19 protein-coding genes are annotated in these 17,546 nt (G+C 43.3%); all 19 read left to right on the top strand.

Annotated features, from left to right (window positions below; all coding sequences use genetic code 11):
* Positions 1-57 precede the first annotated feature (57 nt).
* The 19 genes from prtG (at position 58) to yabQ (ending at position 17,529) form a co-directional block, all read left to right on the top strand.
* Positions 58-930: a sporulation-specific protease PrtG gene (gene prtG, locus MKY10_RS00275; RefSeq protein ID WP_014475574.1), complete on the top strand. Its 873-nt coding sequence runs from the start codon at positions 58-60 to the stop codon at positions 928-930.
* A gap of 210 nt (positions 931-1,140) precedes the next feature.
* On the top strand, positions 1,141-1,401 hold the full coding sequence (locus MKY10_RS00280; RefSeq protein ID WP_003218330.1) for a Veg family protein: 261 nt from the start codon (positions 1,141-1,143) through the stop codon (positions 1,399-1,401).
* Between the two features lie 159 nt (positions 1,402-1,560).
* Positions 1,561-1,746 carry a small, acid-soluble spore protein, alpha/beta type gene (locus tag MKY10_RS00285; protein WP_003218333.1) on the top strand — a complete coding sequence of 62 codons (186 nt, stop codon included), beginning with the start codon at positions 1,561-1,563 and terminating at the stop codon, positions 1,744-1,746.
* A 147-nt stretch (positions 1,747-1,893) separates the two neighbouring features.
* Positions 1,894-2,763, top strand: coding sequence for a 4-(cytidine 5'-diphospho)-2-C-methyl-D-erythritol kinase (gene ispE / locus MKY10_RS00290; RefSeq protein WP_003226742.1), 870 nt, complete (start codon positions 1,894-1,896; stop codon positions 2,761-2,763).
* A gap of 55 nt (positions 2,764-2,818) precedes the next feature.
* Positions 2,819-3,676 carry a pur operon repressor gene (gene purR, locus MKY10_RS00295; protein WP_003218342.1) on the top strand — a complete coding sequence of 286 codons (858 nt, stop codon included), beginning with the start codon at positions 2,819-2,821 and terminating at the stop codon, positions 3,674-3,676.
* Entirely contained in the window at positions 3,673-4,050 is a 378-nt protein-coding gene (gene ridA / locus MKY10_RS00300) for a 2-iminobutanoate/2-iminopropanoate deaminase (protein WP_003226738.1), read from the top strand. Before purR ends, ridA begins: the two co-directional genes overlap by 4 nt.
* A 194-nt stretch (positions 4,051-4,244) precedes the next feature.
* Complete coding sequence (spoVG, locus tag MKY10_RS00305; protein WP_003218346.1) at positions 4,245-4,538, top strand: septation regulator SpoVG; 294 nt, start codon at positions 4,245-4,247, stop codon at positions 4,536-4,538.
* A 192-nt stretch (positions 4,539-4,730) separates the two neighbouring features.
* A complete protein-coding gene (gene glmU / locus MKY10_RS00310) occupies positions 4,731-6,101 on the top strand; it encodes a bifunctional UDP-N-acetylglucosamine diphosphorylase/glucosamine-1-phosphate N-acetyltransferase GlmU (RefSeq protein ID WP_015382564.1) in 1,371 nt (456 codons plus the stop codon).
* A gap of 22 nt (positions 6,102-6,123) precedes the next feature.
* Entirely contained in the window at positions 6,124-7,077 is a 954-nt protein-coding gene (locus tag MKY10_RS00315) for a ribose-phosphate diphosphokinase (RefSeq protein ID WP_339226038.1), read from the top strand.
* Between the two features lie 84 nt (positions 7,078-7,161).
* Positions 7,162-7,776: a 50S ribosomal protein L25/general stress protein Ctc gene (locus MKY10_RS00320; protein WP_003243443.1), complete on the top strand. Its 615-nt coding sequence runs from the start codon at positions 7,162-7,164 to the stop codon at positions 7,774-7,776.
* A 106-nt stretch (positions 7,777-7,882) separates the two neighbouring features.
* Positions 7,883-8,449, top strand: a complete 567-nt coding sequence (pth, locus tag MKY10_RS00325) for an aminoacyl-tRNA hydrolase (RefSeq protein ID WP_003226727.1) — start codon at positions 7,883-7,885, stop codon at positions 8,447-8,449.
* 59 nt (positions 8,450-8,508) lie between these two features.
* Positions 8,509-8,739 (top strand): anti-sigma-F factor Fin, encoded by a 231-nt coding sequence (gene fin / locus MKY10_RS00330; RefSeq protein WP_003243417.1) that lies wholly within the window; start codon positions 8,509-8,511, stop codon positions 8,737-8,739.
* Between the two features lie 69 nt (positions 8,740-8,808).
* Positions 8,809-12,342 (top strand): transcription-repair coupling factor, encoded by a 3,534-nt coding sequence (mfd, locus tag MKY10_RS00335; protein WP_048654838.1) that lies wholly within the window; start codon positions 8,809-8,811, stop codon positions 12,340-12,342.
* Between the two features lie 135 nt (positions 12,343-12,477).
* A complete protein-coding gene (gene spoVT / locus MKY10_RS00340) occupies positions 12,478-13,014 on the top strand; it encodes a stage V sporulation protein T (protein ID WP_003218365.1) in 537 nt (178 codons plus the stop codon).
* Positions 13,015-13,195: 181 nt separating this feature from the next.
* Positions 13,196-14,794: a polysaccharide biosynthesis protein gene (locus MKY10_RS00345; protein ID WP_046380725.1), complete on the top strand. Its 1,599-nt coding sequence runs from the start codon at positions 13,196-13,198 to the stop codon at positions 14,792-14,794.
* Complete coding sequence (mazG, locus tag MKY10_RS00350) at positions 14,784-16,253, top strand: nucleoside triphosphate pyrophosphohydrolase (RefSeq protein ID WP_017696371.1); 1,470 nt, start codon at positions 14,784-14,786, stop codon at positions 16,251-16,253. Before MKY10_RS00345 ends, mazG begins: the two co-directional genes overlap by 11 nt.
* 2 nt (positions 16,254-16,255) lie before the next feature.
* Positions 16,256-16,516: a S4 domain-containing protein gene (locus MKY10_RS00355; RefSeq protein ID WP_003226716.1), complete on the top strand. Its 261-nt coding sequence runs from the start codon at positions 16,256-16,258 to the stop codon at positions 16,514-16,516.
* Positions 16,517-16,594: 78 nt separating this feature from the next.
* Complete coding sequence (yabP, locus tag MKY10_RS00360; protein ID WP_003226714.1) at positions 16,595-16,897, top strand: sporulation protein YabP; 303 nt, start codon at positions 16,595-16,597, stop codon at positions 16,895-16,897.
* On the top strand, positions 16,894-17,529 hold the full coding sequence (yabQ, locus tag MKY10_RS00365) for a spore cortex biosynthesis protein YabQ (protein ID WP_014478604.1): 636 nt from the start codon (positions 16,894-16,896) through the stop codon (positions 17,527-17,529). Before yabP ends, yabQ begins: the two co-directional genes overlap by 4 nt.
* The last annotated feature ends 17 nt before the right edge of the window (positions 17,530-17,546 follow it).

The raw sequence follows: 17,546 nt of genomic DNA on the forward strand, positions 1-17,546 counted from the left end.
CTTTCTCAAGGCTCTTTCTTTCATGATGAGGCTTAGTCTATGTGTGGAGTGAGGAACGTGCAATTTCAAATAGGGGATATGGTAGCCAGAAAATCCTATCAGATGGATGTTTTGTTTCGAATTATAGGAATAGAGCAAACAAGCAAAGGAAATTCAATTGCCATTTTGCATGGAGATGAAGTCAGGCTGATTGCTGATTCGGATTTTTCTGATCTGGTGGCAGTGAAAAAGGATGAGCAGATGATGCGGAAAAAGAAAGATGAGAGCAGAATGAATGAGTCGCTCGAATTACTCCGCCAAGATTATAAGCTGCTCCGAGAAAAGCAGGAGTACTATGCGACAAGCCAATATCAGCATCAGGAGCATTATTTCCATATGCCGGGCAAAGTGCTTCATCTGGATGGTGACGAAGCATATCTGAAAAAATGCCTGAATGTCTATAAAAAAATTGGAGTGCCGGTCTATGGCATCCATTGCCATGAAAAGAAAATGTCTGCTTCTATTGAAGAATTGCTCGACAAATATCGACCTGATATCCTGGTGATCACAGGGCATGATGCGTATTCGAAGCAAAAGGGCGGCATTGATGATTTGAATGCGTACAGACATTCTAAGCACTTTGTTGAAACTGTTCAAACAGCCCGAAAAAAGATCCCTCACTTAGATCAGCTTGTTATTTTTGCGGGGGCCTGCCAATCCCATTTTGAATCACTCATCAGAGCGGGTGCGAATTTTGCAAGTTCACCGTCAAGAGTCAATATTCATGCGCTTGATCCGGTATATATCGTCGCGAAGATCAGCTTTACGCCGTTTATGGAACGGATTAATGTATGGGAAGTGCTCCGTAATACGCTGACAAGAGAGAAAGGGCTTGGAGGTATTGAAACAAGAGGAGTTCTGAGAATTGGTATGCCTTATAAGTCCAATTAACAGTTGAAAACCTGCATAGGAGAGCTATGCGGGTTTTTTATTTTACATAATGATACATAATTTACCGAAACTTGCGGAACATAATTGAGGAATCATAGAATTTTGTCAAAATAATTTTATTGACAACGTCTTATTAACGTTGATATAATTTAAATTTTATTTGACAAAAATGGGCTCGTGTTGTACAATAAATGTAGTGAGGTGGATGCAATGGCGAAGACGTTGTCCGATATTAAAAGATCGCTTGATGGGAATTTAGGTAAAAGGCTGACGTTAAAAGCAAACGGTGGCCGCCGAAAAACGATTGAGCGTTCGGGCATTTTAGCTGAGACGTACCCTTCTGTTTTTGTGATACAACTAGATCAAGACGAGAACTCGTTTGAAAGAGTTTCATACAGTTATGCTGATATTTTGACTGAGACTGTTGAGCTGACATTTAATGATGACGCCGCAAGCTCAGTGGCATTTTAACGGGCAGTGAACCTTTTGTTTACTGCTTTTTGTTTTGCCCTTTTTTGGTTTCCAGTAATTTAAACGAAAGTTCCTTCTGATTTAACAAAAGATAAAACAGTCACATATTATCGTGACGTGCACGAATGGCTATCACTTCTAAAAAAGGGGTTGTTTCGTTTGGGCAGACGTCGTGGAGTTATGTCAGATGAGTTTAAATATGAGCTTGCTAAAGACCTTGGTTTTTATGACACAGTAAAAAATGGCGGCTGGGGCGAAATTCGGGCTCGCGATGCCGGTAACATGGTAAAGCGCGCTATAGAAATCGCCGAACAGCAAATGGCTCAGAATCAGAATAACCGATAAGGATGTGACCCGGGGGACGTACTGTTCCCTGGTTTTTTTATTTTGGATATAAATACATAATGGGCTGAATATGGATATGTTCATCCTGTACTTCAAATGTGATACAATGTTCATACTTATGTTTAGATGGAGAAGTAGGTGAAAGCTATGCGTATTTTAGAAAAAGCGCCAGCTAAGATCAATCTGTCACTTGACGTCACCCGAAAACGCCCGGATGGCTATCATGAAGTCGAAATGATCATGACGACAATTGATTTAGCTGATCGAATTGAATTGACGGAGCTTGCAGAGGATGAAGTGAGGGTTTCCTCCCACAACCGATTTGTGCCTGATGACCAAAGAAACTTAGCTTATCAGGCTGCCAAGCTGATCAAGGACAGATACAACGTGAAAAAGGGAGTTTCCATCATGATTACGAAGGTAATTCCGGTGGCTGCCGGTCTTGCCGGCGGAAGCAGTGATGCGGCGGCGACACTCAGAGGGCTGAACAGACTTTGGAATTTAAATCTGTCTGCGGAAACGCTTGCTGAGCTTGGAGCAGAAATTGGCTCTGACGTTTCATTTTGTGTCTATGGCGGAACTGCATTAGCAACAGGGCGCGGCGAGAAAATTAAACATATCAGCACGCCTCCGCACTGCTGGGTCATTTTAGCGAAGCCGACAATCGGTGTTTCAACTGCTGAAGTGTACAGAGCGTTGAAACTGGATGGTATAGAGCATCCCGATGTACAAGGCATGATCGAGGCGATAGAAGAAAAGAGTTTTCAGAAGATGTGCAGCCGGTTAGGCAATGTGCTTGAATCTGTTACACTCGATATGCATCCTGAAGTTGCGATGATCAAAAACCAGATGAAACGCTTTGGTGCAGATGCCGTGTTAATGAGCGGGAGCGGCCCGACAGTATTTGGACTGGTTCAGTATGAGTCGAAGGTGCAGAGAATTTATAACGGGTTAAGAGGCTTCTGCGATCAAGTTTATGCGGTGAGAATGATTGGCGAACAGAATGCTCTTGATTAAATCCGTATGTTAAGTTATATTGATCTTAAAATATTCGGATTTTGGGGGTAAGTTCATGAAGTTTCGTCGCAGCGGCAGATTGGTGGACTTAACAAATTATTTGTTAACCCATCCGCACGAGTTAATACCGCTAACCTTTTTCTCTGAGCGGTATGAATCTGCAAAATCATCGATCAGTGAAGATTTAACAATTATAAAACAAACCTTTGAACAGCAGGGGATTGGTACTTTGCTTACTGTTCCCGGAGCTGCCGGAGGCGTTAAATATATTCCGAAAATGAAGCAGGCTGAAGCTGAAGAGTTTGTGCAGACACTTGGACAGTCGCTGGCAAATCCTGAGCGTATCCTTCCGGGCGGTTATGTATATTTAACGGATATCTTAGGAAAGCCATCTGTACTCTCCAAGGTAGGGAAGCTGTTTGCTTCCGTGTTTGCAGAGCGCGAAATTGATGTTGTCATGACCGTTGCCACGAAAGGCATCCCTCTTGCGTACGCAGCTGCAAGCTATTTGAATGTGCCTGTTGTGATCGTTCGTAAAGACAATAAGGTAACAGAGGGCTCCACAGTCAGCATTAATTACGTTTCAGGCTCCTCAAACCGCATTCAAACAATGTCACTTGCGAAAAGAAGCATGAAAACGGGTTCAAACGTACTCATTATTGATGACTTTATGAAAGCAGGCGGCACCATTAATGGTATGATCAACCTGTTGGATGAGTTTAACGCAAATGTGGCGGGAATCGGCGTCTTAGTTGAAGCCGAAGGAGTAGATGAACGTCTTGTTGATGAATATATGTCACTTCTTACTCTTTCAACCATCAACATGAAAGAGAAGTCCATTGAAATTCAGAATGGCAATTTTCTGCGTTTTTTTAAAGACAATCTTTTAAAGAATGGAGAGACAGAATCATGACAAAAGCAGTCCACACAAAACATGCCCCAGCGGCAATCGGGCCTTATTCACAAGGGATTATCGTCAACAATATGTTTTACAGCTCAGGCCAAATCCCTTTGACTCCTTCAGGGGAAATGGTGAACGGCGATATTAAGGAGCAGACTCATCAAGTATTCAGCAATTTAAAGGCGGTTCTGGAAGAAGCGGGTGCTTCTTTTGAAACAGTTGTAAAAGCAACTGTATTTATCGCGGATATGGAACAGTTTGCGGAAGTAAACGAAGTGTACGGACAATACTTTGACACTCACAAACCGGCGAGATCTTGTGTTGAAGTCGCGAGACTCCCGAAGGATGCGTTAGTCGAGATTGAAGTTATTGCACTGGTGAAATAATAAGAAAAGTGATTCTGGGAGAGCCCGGGATCACTTTTTTATTTACCTTATGCCCGAAATGAAAGCTTTATGACCTAATTGTGTAACTATATCCTATTTTTTCAAAAAATATTTTAAAAACGAGCAGGATTTCAGAAAAAATCGTGGAATTGATACACTAATGCTTTTATATAGGGAAAAGGTGGTGAACTACTGTGGAAGTTACTGACGTAAGATTACGCCGCGTGAATACCGATGGTCGCATGAGAGCGATTGCATCCATCACGCTGGATCACGAATTTGTTGTACATGATATTCGTGTGATTGATGGAAACAATGGTCTTTTCGTTGCGATGCCGAGTAAACGCACCCCTGATGGAGAGTTCCGCGATATTGCTCATCCTATTAATTCAAGCACGCGAGGAAAGATTCAAGATGCCGTGTTAAATGAGTATCATCGTCTGGGTGACACTGAAGCATTAGAATTCGAAGAAGCTGGAGCTTCTTAAAAAATAACCAAAAAGCAAGGACTGCTGAAAGGGCTGACATAAGCCTTTTGCCGGCGGTCCTTTTTTAATTCTGATTTTTCAAACTTAGTTGCACTCAATAGAAAATTCTTGCACTTCATGAAGTCTCCTTGAAATCAGAAGATATTTAGGATATATTTTTCTATGGATAAAAGGGATATTGGAGGCCAATAAATGGATAAGCGGTTTGCAGTTGTTTTAGCGGCTGGACAAGGAACGAGAATGAAATCGAAGCTTTATAAAGTCCTTCATCCAGTTTGCGGTAAGCCTATGGTAGAGCACGTCGTGGACGAAGCCTTAAAATTATCTTTATCAAAGCTTGTCACGATTGTCGGACATGGTGCGGAAGAAGTGAAAAAGCAGCTTGGTGATAAAAGCGAGTACGCGCTTCAAGCAGAACAGCTTGGCACTGCTCATGCTGTAAAACAGGCACAGCCATTTCTTGCTGACGAAAAAGGCGTCACAATTGTCATTTGCGGAGATACGCCGCTTTTGACAGCAGAGACGATGGAACAGATGCTGAAAGAACATACACAAAGAGAAGCGAAAGCTACGATTTTAACTGCGGTTGCAGAAGATCCAACCGGATACGGCCGCATTATTCGCAGCGAAAACGGAGCGGTTCAAAAAATCGTTGAGCATAAGGACGCCTCTGAAGAAGAACGTCTTGTAACTGAGATCAACACCGGTACGTATTGTTTTGACAATGAAGCGCTATTTCGGGCTATTGATCAGGTGTCTAATGATAATGCCCAAGGCGAGTATTATTTGCCGGATGTCATAGAGATTCTTAAAAATGAAGGCGAAACTGTTGCCGCTTACCAGACTGGTAATTTCCAAGAAACGCTCGGAGTTAATGATAGAGTTGCTCTTTCTCAGGCAGAACAATTTATGAAAGAGCGCATTAATAAACGGCATATGCAAAATGGCGTGACGTTGATCGACCCGATGAATACGTATATTTCTCCTGACGCTGTTATCGGAAGCGATACTGTGATTTACCCTGGAACTGTGATTAAAGGTGAGGTGCAAATCGGAGAAGATACGATTATTGGCCCTCATACGGAGATTATGAATAGTGCCATTGGCAGCCGTACGGTTATTAAACAATCGGTAGTCAATCACAGTAAAGTGGGGAATGATGTAAACATAGGACCTTTTGCTCACATCAGACCTGATTCTGTCATCGGGAATGAAGTGAAGATCGGGAATTTTGTAGAAATTAAAAAGACTCAATTCGGAGACCGAAGCAAGGCATCTCATCTAAGCTATGTCGGCGATGCTGAGGTAGGCACTGATGTAAACCTGGGCTGCGGTTCAATTACTGTCAATTATGATGGAAAGAATAAGTATTTGACAAAAATTGAAGATGGCGCGTTTATCGGCTGCAATTCCAACTTGGTAGCCCCTGTCACAGTCGGAGAAGGCGCTTATGTGGCGGCAGGTTCAACTGTTACGGAAGATGTACCTGGAAAAGCACTTGCTATTGCCAGAGCGAGACAAGTAAATAAAGACGATTATGTGAAAAATATTCATAAAAAATAATCCTAAATTCGGAGGTTTATCCATGTCTAATCAATACGGAGATAAGAATTTAAAGATTTTTTCTTTGAATTCGAATCCAGAGCTTGCAAAAGAAATCGCAGATATAGTTGGAGTTCAATTAGGGAAATGTTCTGTCACAAGATTTAGTGACGGGGAAGTCCAAATTAATATCGAAGAAAGTATTCGCGGATGTGATTGTTACATCATCCAGTCTACAAGTGACCCCGTTAACGAGCATATTATGGAACTGCTGATTATGGTAGATGCGTTAAAACGCGCTTCTGCAAAAACGTTTAACATTGTTATTCCTTATTACGGTTATGCGCGTCAAGACAGAAAAGCAAGATCCCGTGAGCCAATCACAGCTAAACTTTTCGCTAACCTGCTTGAAACAGCCGGTGCGACTCGTGTGATTGCACTTGACCTGCATGCGCCGCAAATTCAAGGATTCTTTGATATACCGATTGACCACTTAATGGGTGTTCCGATTTTAGGAGAATATTTTGAAGGCAAAAATCTTGAAGATATCGTCATTGTTTCACCAGACCATGGCGGTGTGACACGTGCCCGCAAACTGGCTGACCGACTAAAAGCGCCAATTGCGATTATCGATAAACGCCGTCCGCGTCCAAACGTGGCGGAAGTCATGAATATTGTAGGTAACATCGAAGGGAAGACTGCTATCCTCATCGATGACATTATTGATACTGCAGGTACGATTACACTTGCTGCTAATGCGCTCGTTGAAAACGGAGCGAAAGAAGTATATGCATGCTGTACACACCCTGTACTATCAGGCCCTGCGGTAGAACGGATTAATAATTCAACAATTAAAGAGCTTGTTGTGACAAACAGCATTAAGCTTCCTGAAGAAAAGAAAATTGAACGCTTTAAGCAGCTTTCAGTCGGACCGCTTCTGGCCGAAGCGATTATTCGCGTTCATGAGCAGCAATCAGTCAGCTATCTGTTCAGCTAAACCATTTTTCGAGGTTTAAATCCTTATCGTTATGGGTATTGTTTGTAATAGGACAACTAAAACGACAATAGGATGGTGCTGAATATGGCAACTTTAACGGCAAAAGAAAGAACGGACTTTACTCGTTCGTCTCTTCGGAATATCCGTACTTCAGGACATGTTCCAGGTATCATATATGGGAAGGATACGGGCAACAAACCTGTGTCATTAGACAGTGTGGAGCTCATCAAAACGCTGAGGGACGAAGGCAAAAATGCAGTCATTACGCTTGAGGTCAGCGGAGAAAAACACTCCGTCATGGTAACAGACCTGCAGACGGACCCGCTGAAAAATGAAATCACTCATGCTGATTTTCAAGTAGTTAATATGAGTGAGGACATTGAAGTGGAAGTTCCGATTCATCTGACCGGAGAAGCCATTGGAGTGAAAAACGGAGGCGTACTGCAGCAGCCGTTATATGCACTTACTGTAAAGGCCAAGCCAAAAGCCATTCCGCAAACGATTGAGGCTGATATTTCAAGCCTCGATGTAAATGAAGTACTGACGATTGCAGATTTGCCTGCTGGCGGTGACTACTCCTTTAATCATGAGTCAGATGAGGTTGTGGCTTCAATCCTTCCTCCGCAGCAGCAGGAAGCAGCTGAGGTCGATGAAGAGGAATCTGCCGATGCTCAGCCAGAAGGTGAAAACGAACAATAATAGCTTAAGGCGTAACCCTCCCGCGGTTACGTCTTTTGTGCTAGAATGAGAAGAATTATAGCCCGTTTATGAAGACGGGAGTTATGTGACTAAGGGAGGATTCGCCATGCTTGTGATTGCCGGTCTCGGAAACCCGGGGAAGAACTATGAAAATACACGGCATAATGTCGGATTTATGGTGATAGATCAGCTTGCAAAGGAATGGAATATAGAGCTGAATCAAAATAAATTTAACGGATTATACGGAACCGGATTTGTTTCCGGCAAAAAGGTTCTACTTGTTAAACCGCTTACATATATGAATTTATCAGGAGAATGTTTGCGGCCTTTAATGGACTACTATGATGTCGATAACGAAGATTTGACAGTCATTTACGACGACCTTGACCTTCCGACTGGCAAGATCCGTTTAAGAACGAAAGGAAGCGCCGGAGGGCACAATGGCATCAAATCACTGATCCAGCATCTTGGTACATCCGAGTTTGACCGTATCCGCATCGGAATCGGCCGGCCTGTAAACGGCATGAAGGTCGTTGATTATGTGTTAGGCTCCTTTACCAAGGAGGAGGCACCTGAGATCGAAGAAGCGGTTGATAAATCTGTGAAGGCTTGTGAGGCTTCTTTGAGTAAACCGTTTTTAGAAGTCATGAACGAATTTAACGCAAAGGTATAAAATGTAACAACAAAGTCCATACTACACCAAAATGACTTTTTCATCAGGAGGTCCCTTGTATGGCTTTGCATTATTATTGTCGTCATTGCGGAGTGAAAGTAGGCAGTCTCGAATCTTCAATGGTATCGACAGACTCACTTGGATTTCAGCACTTAACAAATGAGGAAAGAAACGATATGATTTCTTATAAAGAAAATGGAGATGTCCATGTTTTGACGATATGTGAAGACTGCCAAGAGGCGCTTGACCGAAATCCGCATTACCACGAATATCACACATTTATTCAATAAAAAGCTTTGGTGTAGACACTAGACCAAAGCGTTTTTCTGTTCTCGCAGGAAACAGAGAGGAGGGGCCATATGGACAACATTCAAACCTTTATAAAAGAAAGCGATGACTTTAAATCCATCATCAACGGTTTACACGAGGGCCTGAAGGAACAGCTGCTCGCGGGTCTGTCGGGTTCCGCGCGTTCTGTTTTTACTTCTGCTCTGGCTAATGAAACGAATAAGCCTATCTTTCTAATCACCCATAACTTATATCAAGCCCAGAAAGTAACAGATGATCTGACTTCACTTCTAGAGGATCGGTCTGTCCTTTTGTACCCCGTCAATGAACTCATTTCATCAGAAATCGCAGTTGCAAGCCCTGAATTGCGGGCGCAGCGATTAGATGTCATTAATAGACTAACGAATGGAGAAGCGCCAATTGTCGTTGCTCCGGTAGCGGCAATCAGAAGAATGCTGCCGCCTGTTGAGGTGTGGAAAAGCAGCCAGATGCTCATTCAAGTAGGCCATGATATCGAACCTGACCAGCTTGCCTCACGGCTGGTAGAGGTAGGGTATGAGCGGTCTGATATGGTTTCTGCGCCCGGGGAATTCAGTATTCGCGGGGGAATCATTGACATTTATCCGTTGACTTCAGAGAATCCGGTGAGAATTGAACTTTTTGACACCGAGGTGGATTCAATCCGCAGCTTTAATTCAGATGATCAGCGGTCAATTGAGACCCTTACCTCAATCAATATCGGTCCCGCGAAGGAATTAATTATCAGACCGGAAGAAAAAGCGCGGGCGATGGAGAAAATCGATAGTGGTCTTGCCGCGAGCCTGAAAAAATTAAAGGCTGACAAACAAAAAGAAATACTTCATGCGAATATTTCTCACGATAAAGAACGCTTGTCTGAAGGCCAGACAGATCAGGAGCTCGTGAAGTATCTCTCATATTTCTATGAAAAGCCTGCTAGTTTACTAGATTATACACCTGATAATACACTTCTGATTTTGGATGAAGTCAGTCGGATTCATGAGATGGAAGAACAGCTTCAAAAAGAAGAAGCGGAGTTTATAACAAATCTTCTTGAAGAAGGGAAGATTTTGCATGACATTCGTTTGTCATTCAGCTTCCAAAAAATAGTGGCTGAGCAAAAACGGCCTCTGCTGTACTACTCTTTATTTTTGCGGCATGTACACCATACGAGCCCGCAAAATATCGTCAATGTGTCAGGCCGGCAAATGCAGAGTTTCCATGGCCAAATGAATGTGCTTGCGGGCGAAATGGAACGTTTTAAAAAATCAAATTTCACTGTTGTGTTCTTAGGAGCAAACAAGGAACGTACACAGAAATTGTCATCTGTTTTGGCTGATTATGATATCGAGGCTGCCATGACAGACAGCAAAAAAGCGCTTGTTCAGGGACAGGTCTATATCATGGAAGGCGAGCTCCAATCGGGATTTGAGCTGCCGTTAATGAAGCTTGCCGTTATCACGGAAGAAGAACTGTTCAAAAACCGTGTAAAGAAGAAGCCGCGAAAACAGAAGCTTACCAATGCAGAGCGCATCAAAAGCTATTCTGAGCTTCAAATTGGAGATTATGTCGTTCATATTAATCACGGGATCGGAAAATACCTGGGGATTGAAACTCTTGAAATCAACGGCATTCATAAAGACTATTTAAATATACATTATCAGGGCAGTGACAAGCTTTACGTTCCTGTAGAACAAATTGATCAGGTCCAAAAATATGTCGGCTCCGAAGGAAAAGAGCCAAAGCTGTATAAATTAGGCGGAAGTGAATGGAAGCGGGTCAAGAAAAAAGTAGAGACATCCGTTCAGGATATTGCTGACGACTTAATTAAGCTGTATGCCGAAAGAGAAGCGAGCAAGGGCTATGCGTTTTCTCCTGACCATGAGATGCAGCGTGAATTCGAATCGGCTTTCCCTTATCAAGAGACTGATGATCAGCTCCGTTCGATTCACGAAATCAAAAAAGACATGGAAAGAGAACGTCCGATGGACCGCTTGCTGTGCGGAGATGTGGGCTACGGTAAAACAGAGGTTGCCATACGTGCCGCGTTTAAGGCGATCGGTGACGGAAAGCAGGTAGCTCTGCTCGTTCCGACAACAATTTTGGCACAGCAGCACTATGAAACCATAAAAGAGCGCTTCCAGGACTATCCGATTAATATCGGCCTTCTCAGCAGGTTCAGAACGAGAAAAGAAGCAAACGAAACAATCAAAGGGCTGAAAAACGGAACGGTTGATATCGTCATCGGGACGCATCGGCTGCTATCAAAGGATGTCGTGTATAAAGATTTAGGGCTCCTCATCATTGATGAAGAGCAGCGTTTCGGTGTAACCCATAAAGAAAAGATCAAGCAAATAAAAGCCAATGTTGATGTATTAACGTTAACAGCAACGCCGATTCCGCGTACGCTGCATATGTCTATGCTTGGCGTAAGGGACCTTTCAGTCATCGAGACTCCGCCGGAAAATCGGTTCCCTGTACAGACGTATGTTGTGGAATACAACGGAGCTCTTGTCAGAGAGGCAATTGAACGTGAGCTTGCACGCGGGGGCCAAGTCTATTTCTTGTACAACCGGGTAGAGGACATTGAGCGGAAAGCGGATGAAATTTCAATGCTAGTCCCTGACGCGAAGGTAGCATATGCGCATGGGAAAATGACAGAAAATGAATTAGAAACCGTTATGCTAAGTTTCCTTGAAGGAGAATCAGACGTTCTTGTCAGCACAACCATTATCGAAACTGGCGTGGACATCCCGAACGTCAATACGCTGATCGTATTTGACGCCGACAAGATGGGACTTTCTCAGCTTTACCAGCTGCGGGGGCGTGTCGGCCGTTCTAACCGTGTGGCGTATGCGTACTTCACGTATCGCCGGGATAAAGTGCTGACAGAAGTGGCTGAAAAAAGGCTGCAGGCTATTAAAGAATTCACAGAGTTAGGTTCCGGTTTTAAAATCGCAATGCGTGACTTAACGATTCGCGGAGCTGGGAACCTTCTTGGTGCCCAGCAGCATGGCTTCATCGATTCGGTCGGATTTGACCTCTATTCACAAATGCTGAAGGAGGCCATTGAGGAGCGTAAAGGAGACACAGCGAAGACAGAGCAGTTTGAAACAGAAATTGATGTCGAGCTTGATGCGTATATTCCGGAAACTTATATTCAAGACGGCAAACAGAAAATTGATATGTATAAACGCTTCAGGTCTGTGGCGACAATCGAAGAGAAGAATGAGCTTCAAGATGAAATGATCGACCGCTTTGGAAACTATCCAAAAGAAGTCGAATACTTGTTTACTGTTGCAGAAATGAAAGTCTATGCGAGACAGGAACGTGTCGAGCTGATTAAGCAGGATAAAGATGCTGTCAGATTGACGATTTCTGAAGAAGCAAGTGCTGAAATTGACGGACAGAAGCTGTTTGAGCTTGGCAATAAATATGGCAGACAAATCGGACTGGGAATGGAAGGGAAAAAACTCAAAATCTCCATACAGACGAAAGGCCGTAGTGCCGATGAATGGCTCGACACCGTGCTGGGCATGCTGAAGGGCTTAAAAGATGTGAAAAAGCAAACCATTTCATCAACGTAAATTTTGTTACTCTCTGGTGTATATTACATTTGATGTGACGGATACTAATTTCAAGCGAGGCGGAAGGTACATAAAGTAACTGCTTTAGGTCTTTCCCACATGTATATACCATCAAATGAAAGAGAGGCACCAGAGATGAAAGCAACCGGTATCGTACGTCGTATTGATGACTTAGGTCGGGTCGTGATTCCTAAAGAAATTCGAAGAACTCTGAGAATCAGGGAAGGCGATCCGCTTGAGATTTTTGTAGATCGTGACGGAGAAGTGATTTTGAAAAAGTACTCTCCGATCAGTGAGCTTGGAGACTTTGCAAAGGAGTATGCAGACGCGCTTTACGACAGCCTCGGCCATTCAGTGCTGATTTGTGATCGTGATGTATATATTGCCGTGTCCGGCAGCTCCAAAAAAGATTACTTAAACAAGTCAATCAGTGAAATGCTGGAAAGAACAATGGATCAGCGCAGCTCCGTGCTTGAGAGTGATGCGAAATCAGTACAGCTTGTGAATGGAATTGATGAGGACATGAATTCTTATACTGTCGGCCCAATTGTGGCGAACGGTGATCCGATAGGTGCTGTGGTGATCTTTTCAAAAGACCAGACAATGGGCGAAGTAGAGCATAAAGCCGTTGAAACAGCAGCTGGATTTTTGGCTCGTCAAATGGAACAGTAGGTCTTATTCCTTTCTTCGAAAATAGGTATGTAAAGAACAGCTCTCCTTGGGACGCTGTTCTTTTTCATGCGTGCCGAAAAAGGAATCCAAGGGTTGGGATGTGGTATAATAACCTCGTTTTTATTTGTGCCGCGGTAATACGTGAACCGTATTGCCCCTGACGTTGGGAAGGAGCTTTTGGATGGACGATTCAATAGGCGTTAAACGGCATTGGATTTGGCAGGGGGCTTTTGTTTTAATTCTGGCAGGCGTCATCACAAAAATTTTAAGCGCTGTTTACAGAGTCCCGTTTCAAAACATTGTCGGCGATGTTGGATTTTATATATATCAGCAGGTATACCCCTTTCTTGGTATTGCGGTCATGCTGTCCACATCAGGATTTCCAGTCATTATTTCAAAGCTGATGAATGATTATAGTGAAAAAAATCATCACACCATATTAAAAATATCAGCGTTATTTTTGTCTTTAATCGGTATTTTATTATTTCTTTGTTTATATCTGGGTGCTGTTCCTATTGCACTCTTTATGGGGGATTCGCATCTAGCCGTGTTAATTCAAGTGGCCGCGTACGCGTTTCTGCTGTTCCCATTTGTCGCATTGCTTAGAGGCGGTTTTCAGGGGCGGCACGAAATGCTCCCTTCAGCCTTATCACAGATGACAGAGCAGTTTCTGCGTGTTGCGGTGCTCTTGGGTTTATCATTTTGGCTCGTGAAAAAGGGAGCCTCGCTTTATACTGCGGGAGCGGCAGCCGCTTCAGGCTCTCTTGCCGGAAGTTTGGTTGCATTGATAATACTGGGGTTTTTTTGGTTCAAAACGAAAAGAGACAACCAAACGGATAGGCAAAAAGAAAATGTCATCACAACAAAAGAATTGACGAAAAAACTGCTTTTATATTCGGTTACAATTTGTGTAAGCAGTTTGCTGCTTTTGTTTATCCAGCTTGTTGATGCTTTGAATTTATATGCATTACTTTCGGGTGGTGAGGCAAGCGAAGAAGCAAAACGCCTAAAGGGGATCTATGATCGGGGACAACCCTTGTTGCAGCTCGGTTCAGTTTTTGCCGTAAGCATTGCGACGTCACTCGTTCCGTATATTTCTATGGCTGTAAAAAACAAAGAGCTGAAGATCATGAAAGAAAAAATCACGTCATCTTTGAAACTATGCCTTGTGCTCGGTACAGGCGCATCGGCTGGGTTGATTTGCATTCTTAAGCCGGTTAATATCATGCTGTTTCAAAATGGAGAAGGGACAGGTGCGTTACAAGTATTTAGCTGCTCCATTTTGTTTGCATCCTTGGCGGTAACGGCAGCGGCAGTCTTACAGGGAGCGGGGTACACAGTTTTTCCTGCGATAGCGGTGGGCGCGGGTGTTGCGGTGAAATGGGTGTTAAACACACTTTTGGTTCCGCGCTATGGGATTGAAGGCGCATCGCTTGCGACAGCGGCTTCCTTTGCGGCTGTCGCCGGCCTTAACTTGTATCAGCTTCGGCAAAAGGAATGGCTCGATAAGCTTAGAGGCGTTTTGATTCCGATTATTGGATCTGCTCTTTTGATGTCAGCTGGATTGCTTGCGTATATCCGTTTCTGGACTTTTTTGTTTCCTGCTACAGGAAGAGGAGCGGCTGTGATTGAGAGTCTTTCTGCTGTTGCCATTGGTGGCGCGGTGTTTATTTATTGTATGATGAGATTGGGAATATTTACAGATGAAGAGCTGAACAGTGTGCCATTCGGCAGCAAGTTAAGCAAATTCATGAGAAGGAGAGAACAAAATGGCGGGTAAAATTACAGTCGTCGGACTTGGTGCCGGAGACATGGACCAATTGACAATTGGTATACACAAGCTGCTGACGAAGGCAGATACGCTGTATGTCAGAACCAAGGATCATCCTTTAATTGAGGAGCTTGAAAAAGAAACGAAGAACATCCGTTTCTTTGATGATATATATGAGAAACATGATCAGTTCGAGGCGGTATATGAAGAAATTGCGGATACCCTCTTTGAAGCGGCGCGGCGTGAGGACGTGGTTTATGCTGTGCCGGGACATCCGTTTGTCGCAGAAAAAACAGTTCAGCTGCTGACGGAGCGGCAGGAAAAGGAAAACGTTCAAGTGAAAGTCGCGGGGGGACAAAGTTTCCTTGATGCCACATTCAATGCCTTGCAAATTGACCCGATTGAAGGTTTTCAATTTGTGGATGCCGGCACATTGTCCGCGGATGAGCTTGAGCTCAGACATCATCTGATCATATGTCAGGTTTACGACCAAATGACGGCTTCTGAAGTCAAGCTGACATTGATGGAGAAGCTGCCTGATGATTATGAGGTCGTCATTGTGACTGCAGCAGGCAGCCGTGGCGAGGAGATCAGGACAGTGCCATTATTTGAGCTGGACCGCAATGTCGCCTTGAACAACTTAACAAGTGTGTATATTCCGCCGATTAAAGAAGAGAAGCTGCTTTATCACGAATTCTCCACGTTCCGAAGCATCATCAGAGAGCTTCGCGGACCTAATGGATGTCCGTGGGATAAAAAGCAGACGCATCAGTCATTAAAGCAGTACATGATTGAAGAATGTTATGAGCTTCTCGAAGCTATTGACGAAGAAGACACAGACCATATGATCGAAGAGCTTGGCGACGTTTTGCTTCAGGTCTTGCTTCACGCGCAAATTGGTGAAGATGAAGGTTATTTCACAATTGATGATGTCATAAAAGGAATCAGTGAAAAAATGGTCCGAAGACATCCCCATGTGTTTAAAGATGTTAAGGTTCAGGATGAAAACGATGTTTTAGCCAATTGGGAAGATATAAAAAAGGCCGAAAAAAATACATCTGAATCATCATTACTAGACAGCGTACCGAAAACCCTTCCAGCTCTTTCGAAAGCAGCTAAATTGCAGAAAAAAGCAGCGAAGGTCGGTTTTGACTGGGAAGACGTCAGCGATATTTGGGAAAAGGTAAGTGAGGAAATGAAGGAATTTTCTTCTGAGGTTTCTGAAGCTCCTCACGAACACAATCTTAAAGCTGAGTTTGGCGACATTTTGTTCGCGCTGGTGAATGTAGCCCGCTTCTACAAAATAGAGCCAGAGGAAGCGCTGACCATGACTAATGACAAATTCCGGAGACGGTTCTCGTACATTGAGGAAACAGCGAAGGAAGAGGGAGTCGAGTTGGCTGATATGTCCCTTGAGGACATGGACAAACTGTGGAATGAAGCAAAAGAAACTGAGAGGAGATCATAGATATGAGATTAGATAAATTTTTGAAAGTATCACGGCTGATCAAACGGCGTACACTAGCGAAGGAAGTAGCTGACCAAGGACGAATCTCTATTAACGGAAACCAAGCTAAAGCTAGCTCTGACGTAAAACCGGGAGATGAACTAACGGTCCGCTTCGGCCAAAAGCTTGTAACGGTTCAAGTTAATGAATTGAAAGACACGACGAAAAAAGAAGAAGCTGCAAACATGTACACGATTCTAAAAGAAGAAAAACTCGGCGAATAGGCTTGTTCTAAAAAAATCCCCTACCTCATACAATGCAGTAATAATGCTAAAAGTATCGAGGATATGGGGGCTGAATAGATGAATTCATATTATGATCAAAAAGGTTCTTCGTCTGTTCCGGAACAGCATGATGTGACAATGAAAGGCCGGAAGCATTTAGATATTTCTGGGGTTAAGCATGTGGAGAGTTTTGATAACGAAGAATTCCTGCTGGAAACGGTGATGGGAATGCTCTCCGTCAGAGGCCAAAACCTGCAAATGAAAAATCTTGATGTGGAAAAAGGGATTGTTTCGATTAAAGGCAGGGTATTTGATTTAGTGTACTTAGACGAACAACAAGGGGATAAAGCTAAAGGGTTTTTTAGCAAGTTGTTTAAATGACGCTGACGACACAATTCTATACAATGCTGGCGATGTCCGGTATGGGTCTCTGGCTTGGTGCTTCGCTTGATACATACCGGCTCTTTGTCATTCGTGCCAAAACAGCCAGATGGCTATTATTTATTCATGATATTCTTTTCTGGATTGTGCAAGGGCTGCTTTTCTTTTATGTCTTGCTTCATGTAAATGAGGGAGAATTCAGGATTTACATCTTTTTAGCGGTTCTGCTGGGCGTTGCGACGTATCAGAGCCTTTGCAAACGAATCTATATAAAAATACTGAAATTCGTCATTTACCTTGTTGTTTCTGTTTATCAATTCTTCAAAAAACTCATTCAGCACGTGTTATTTCGTCCTATTGTGTGGACATGCGGAGCGATCATCTGGCTGGCGGCATTTTTATTCAAGAAAACATACAGCCTGATAGGTTTTCTCCTGCTGTGTCTATATAAAATAGTCATGGTTCTGTGTTTTCCGATCCGTTTTATCGCGAAACAATGTTTGAAACTTCTTCCTGTGAAAATGCGTCTAACTTTTAGACGTTATTTTGAAAAAGGTGCAGGATTTCTCAAAAAGAAGAAGAAACTATTGATAACCATAAGAACGACCATTACACGGTTTTTGAAGAAATGAAAGGAGGACCGTCTGGT

This window comes from Bacillus sp. FSL P4-0290 (assembly GCF_037975435.1).
Lineage (GTDB): Bacteria > Bacillota > Bacilli > Bacillales > Bacillaceae > Bacillus > Bacillus subtilis.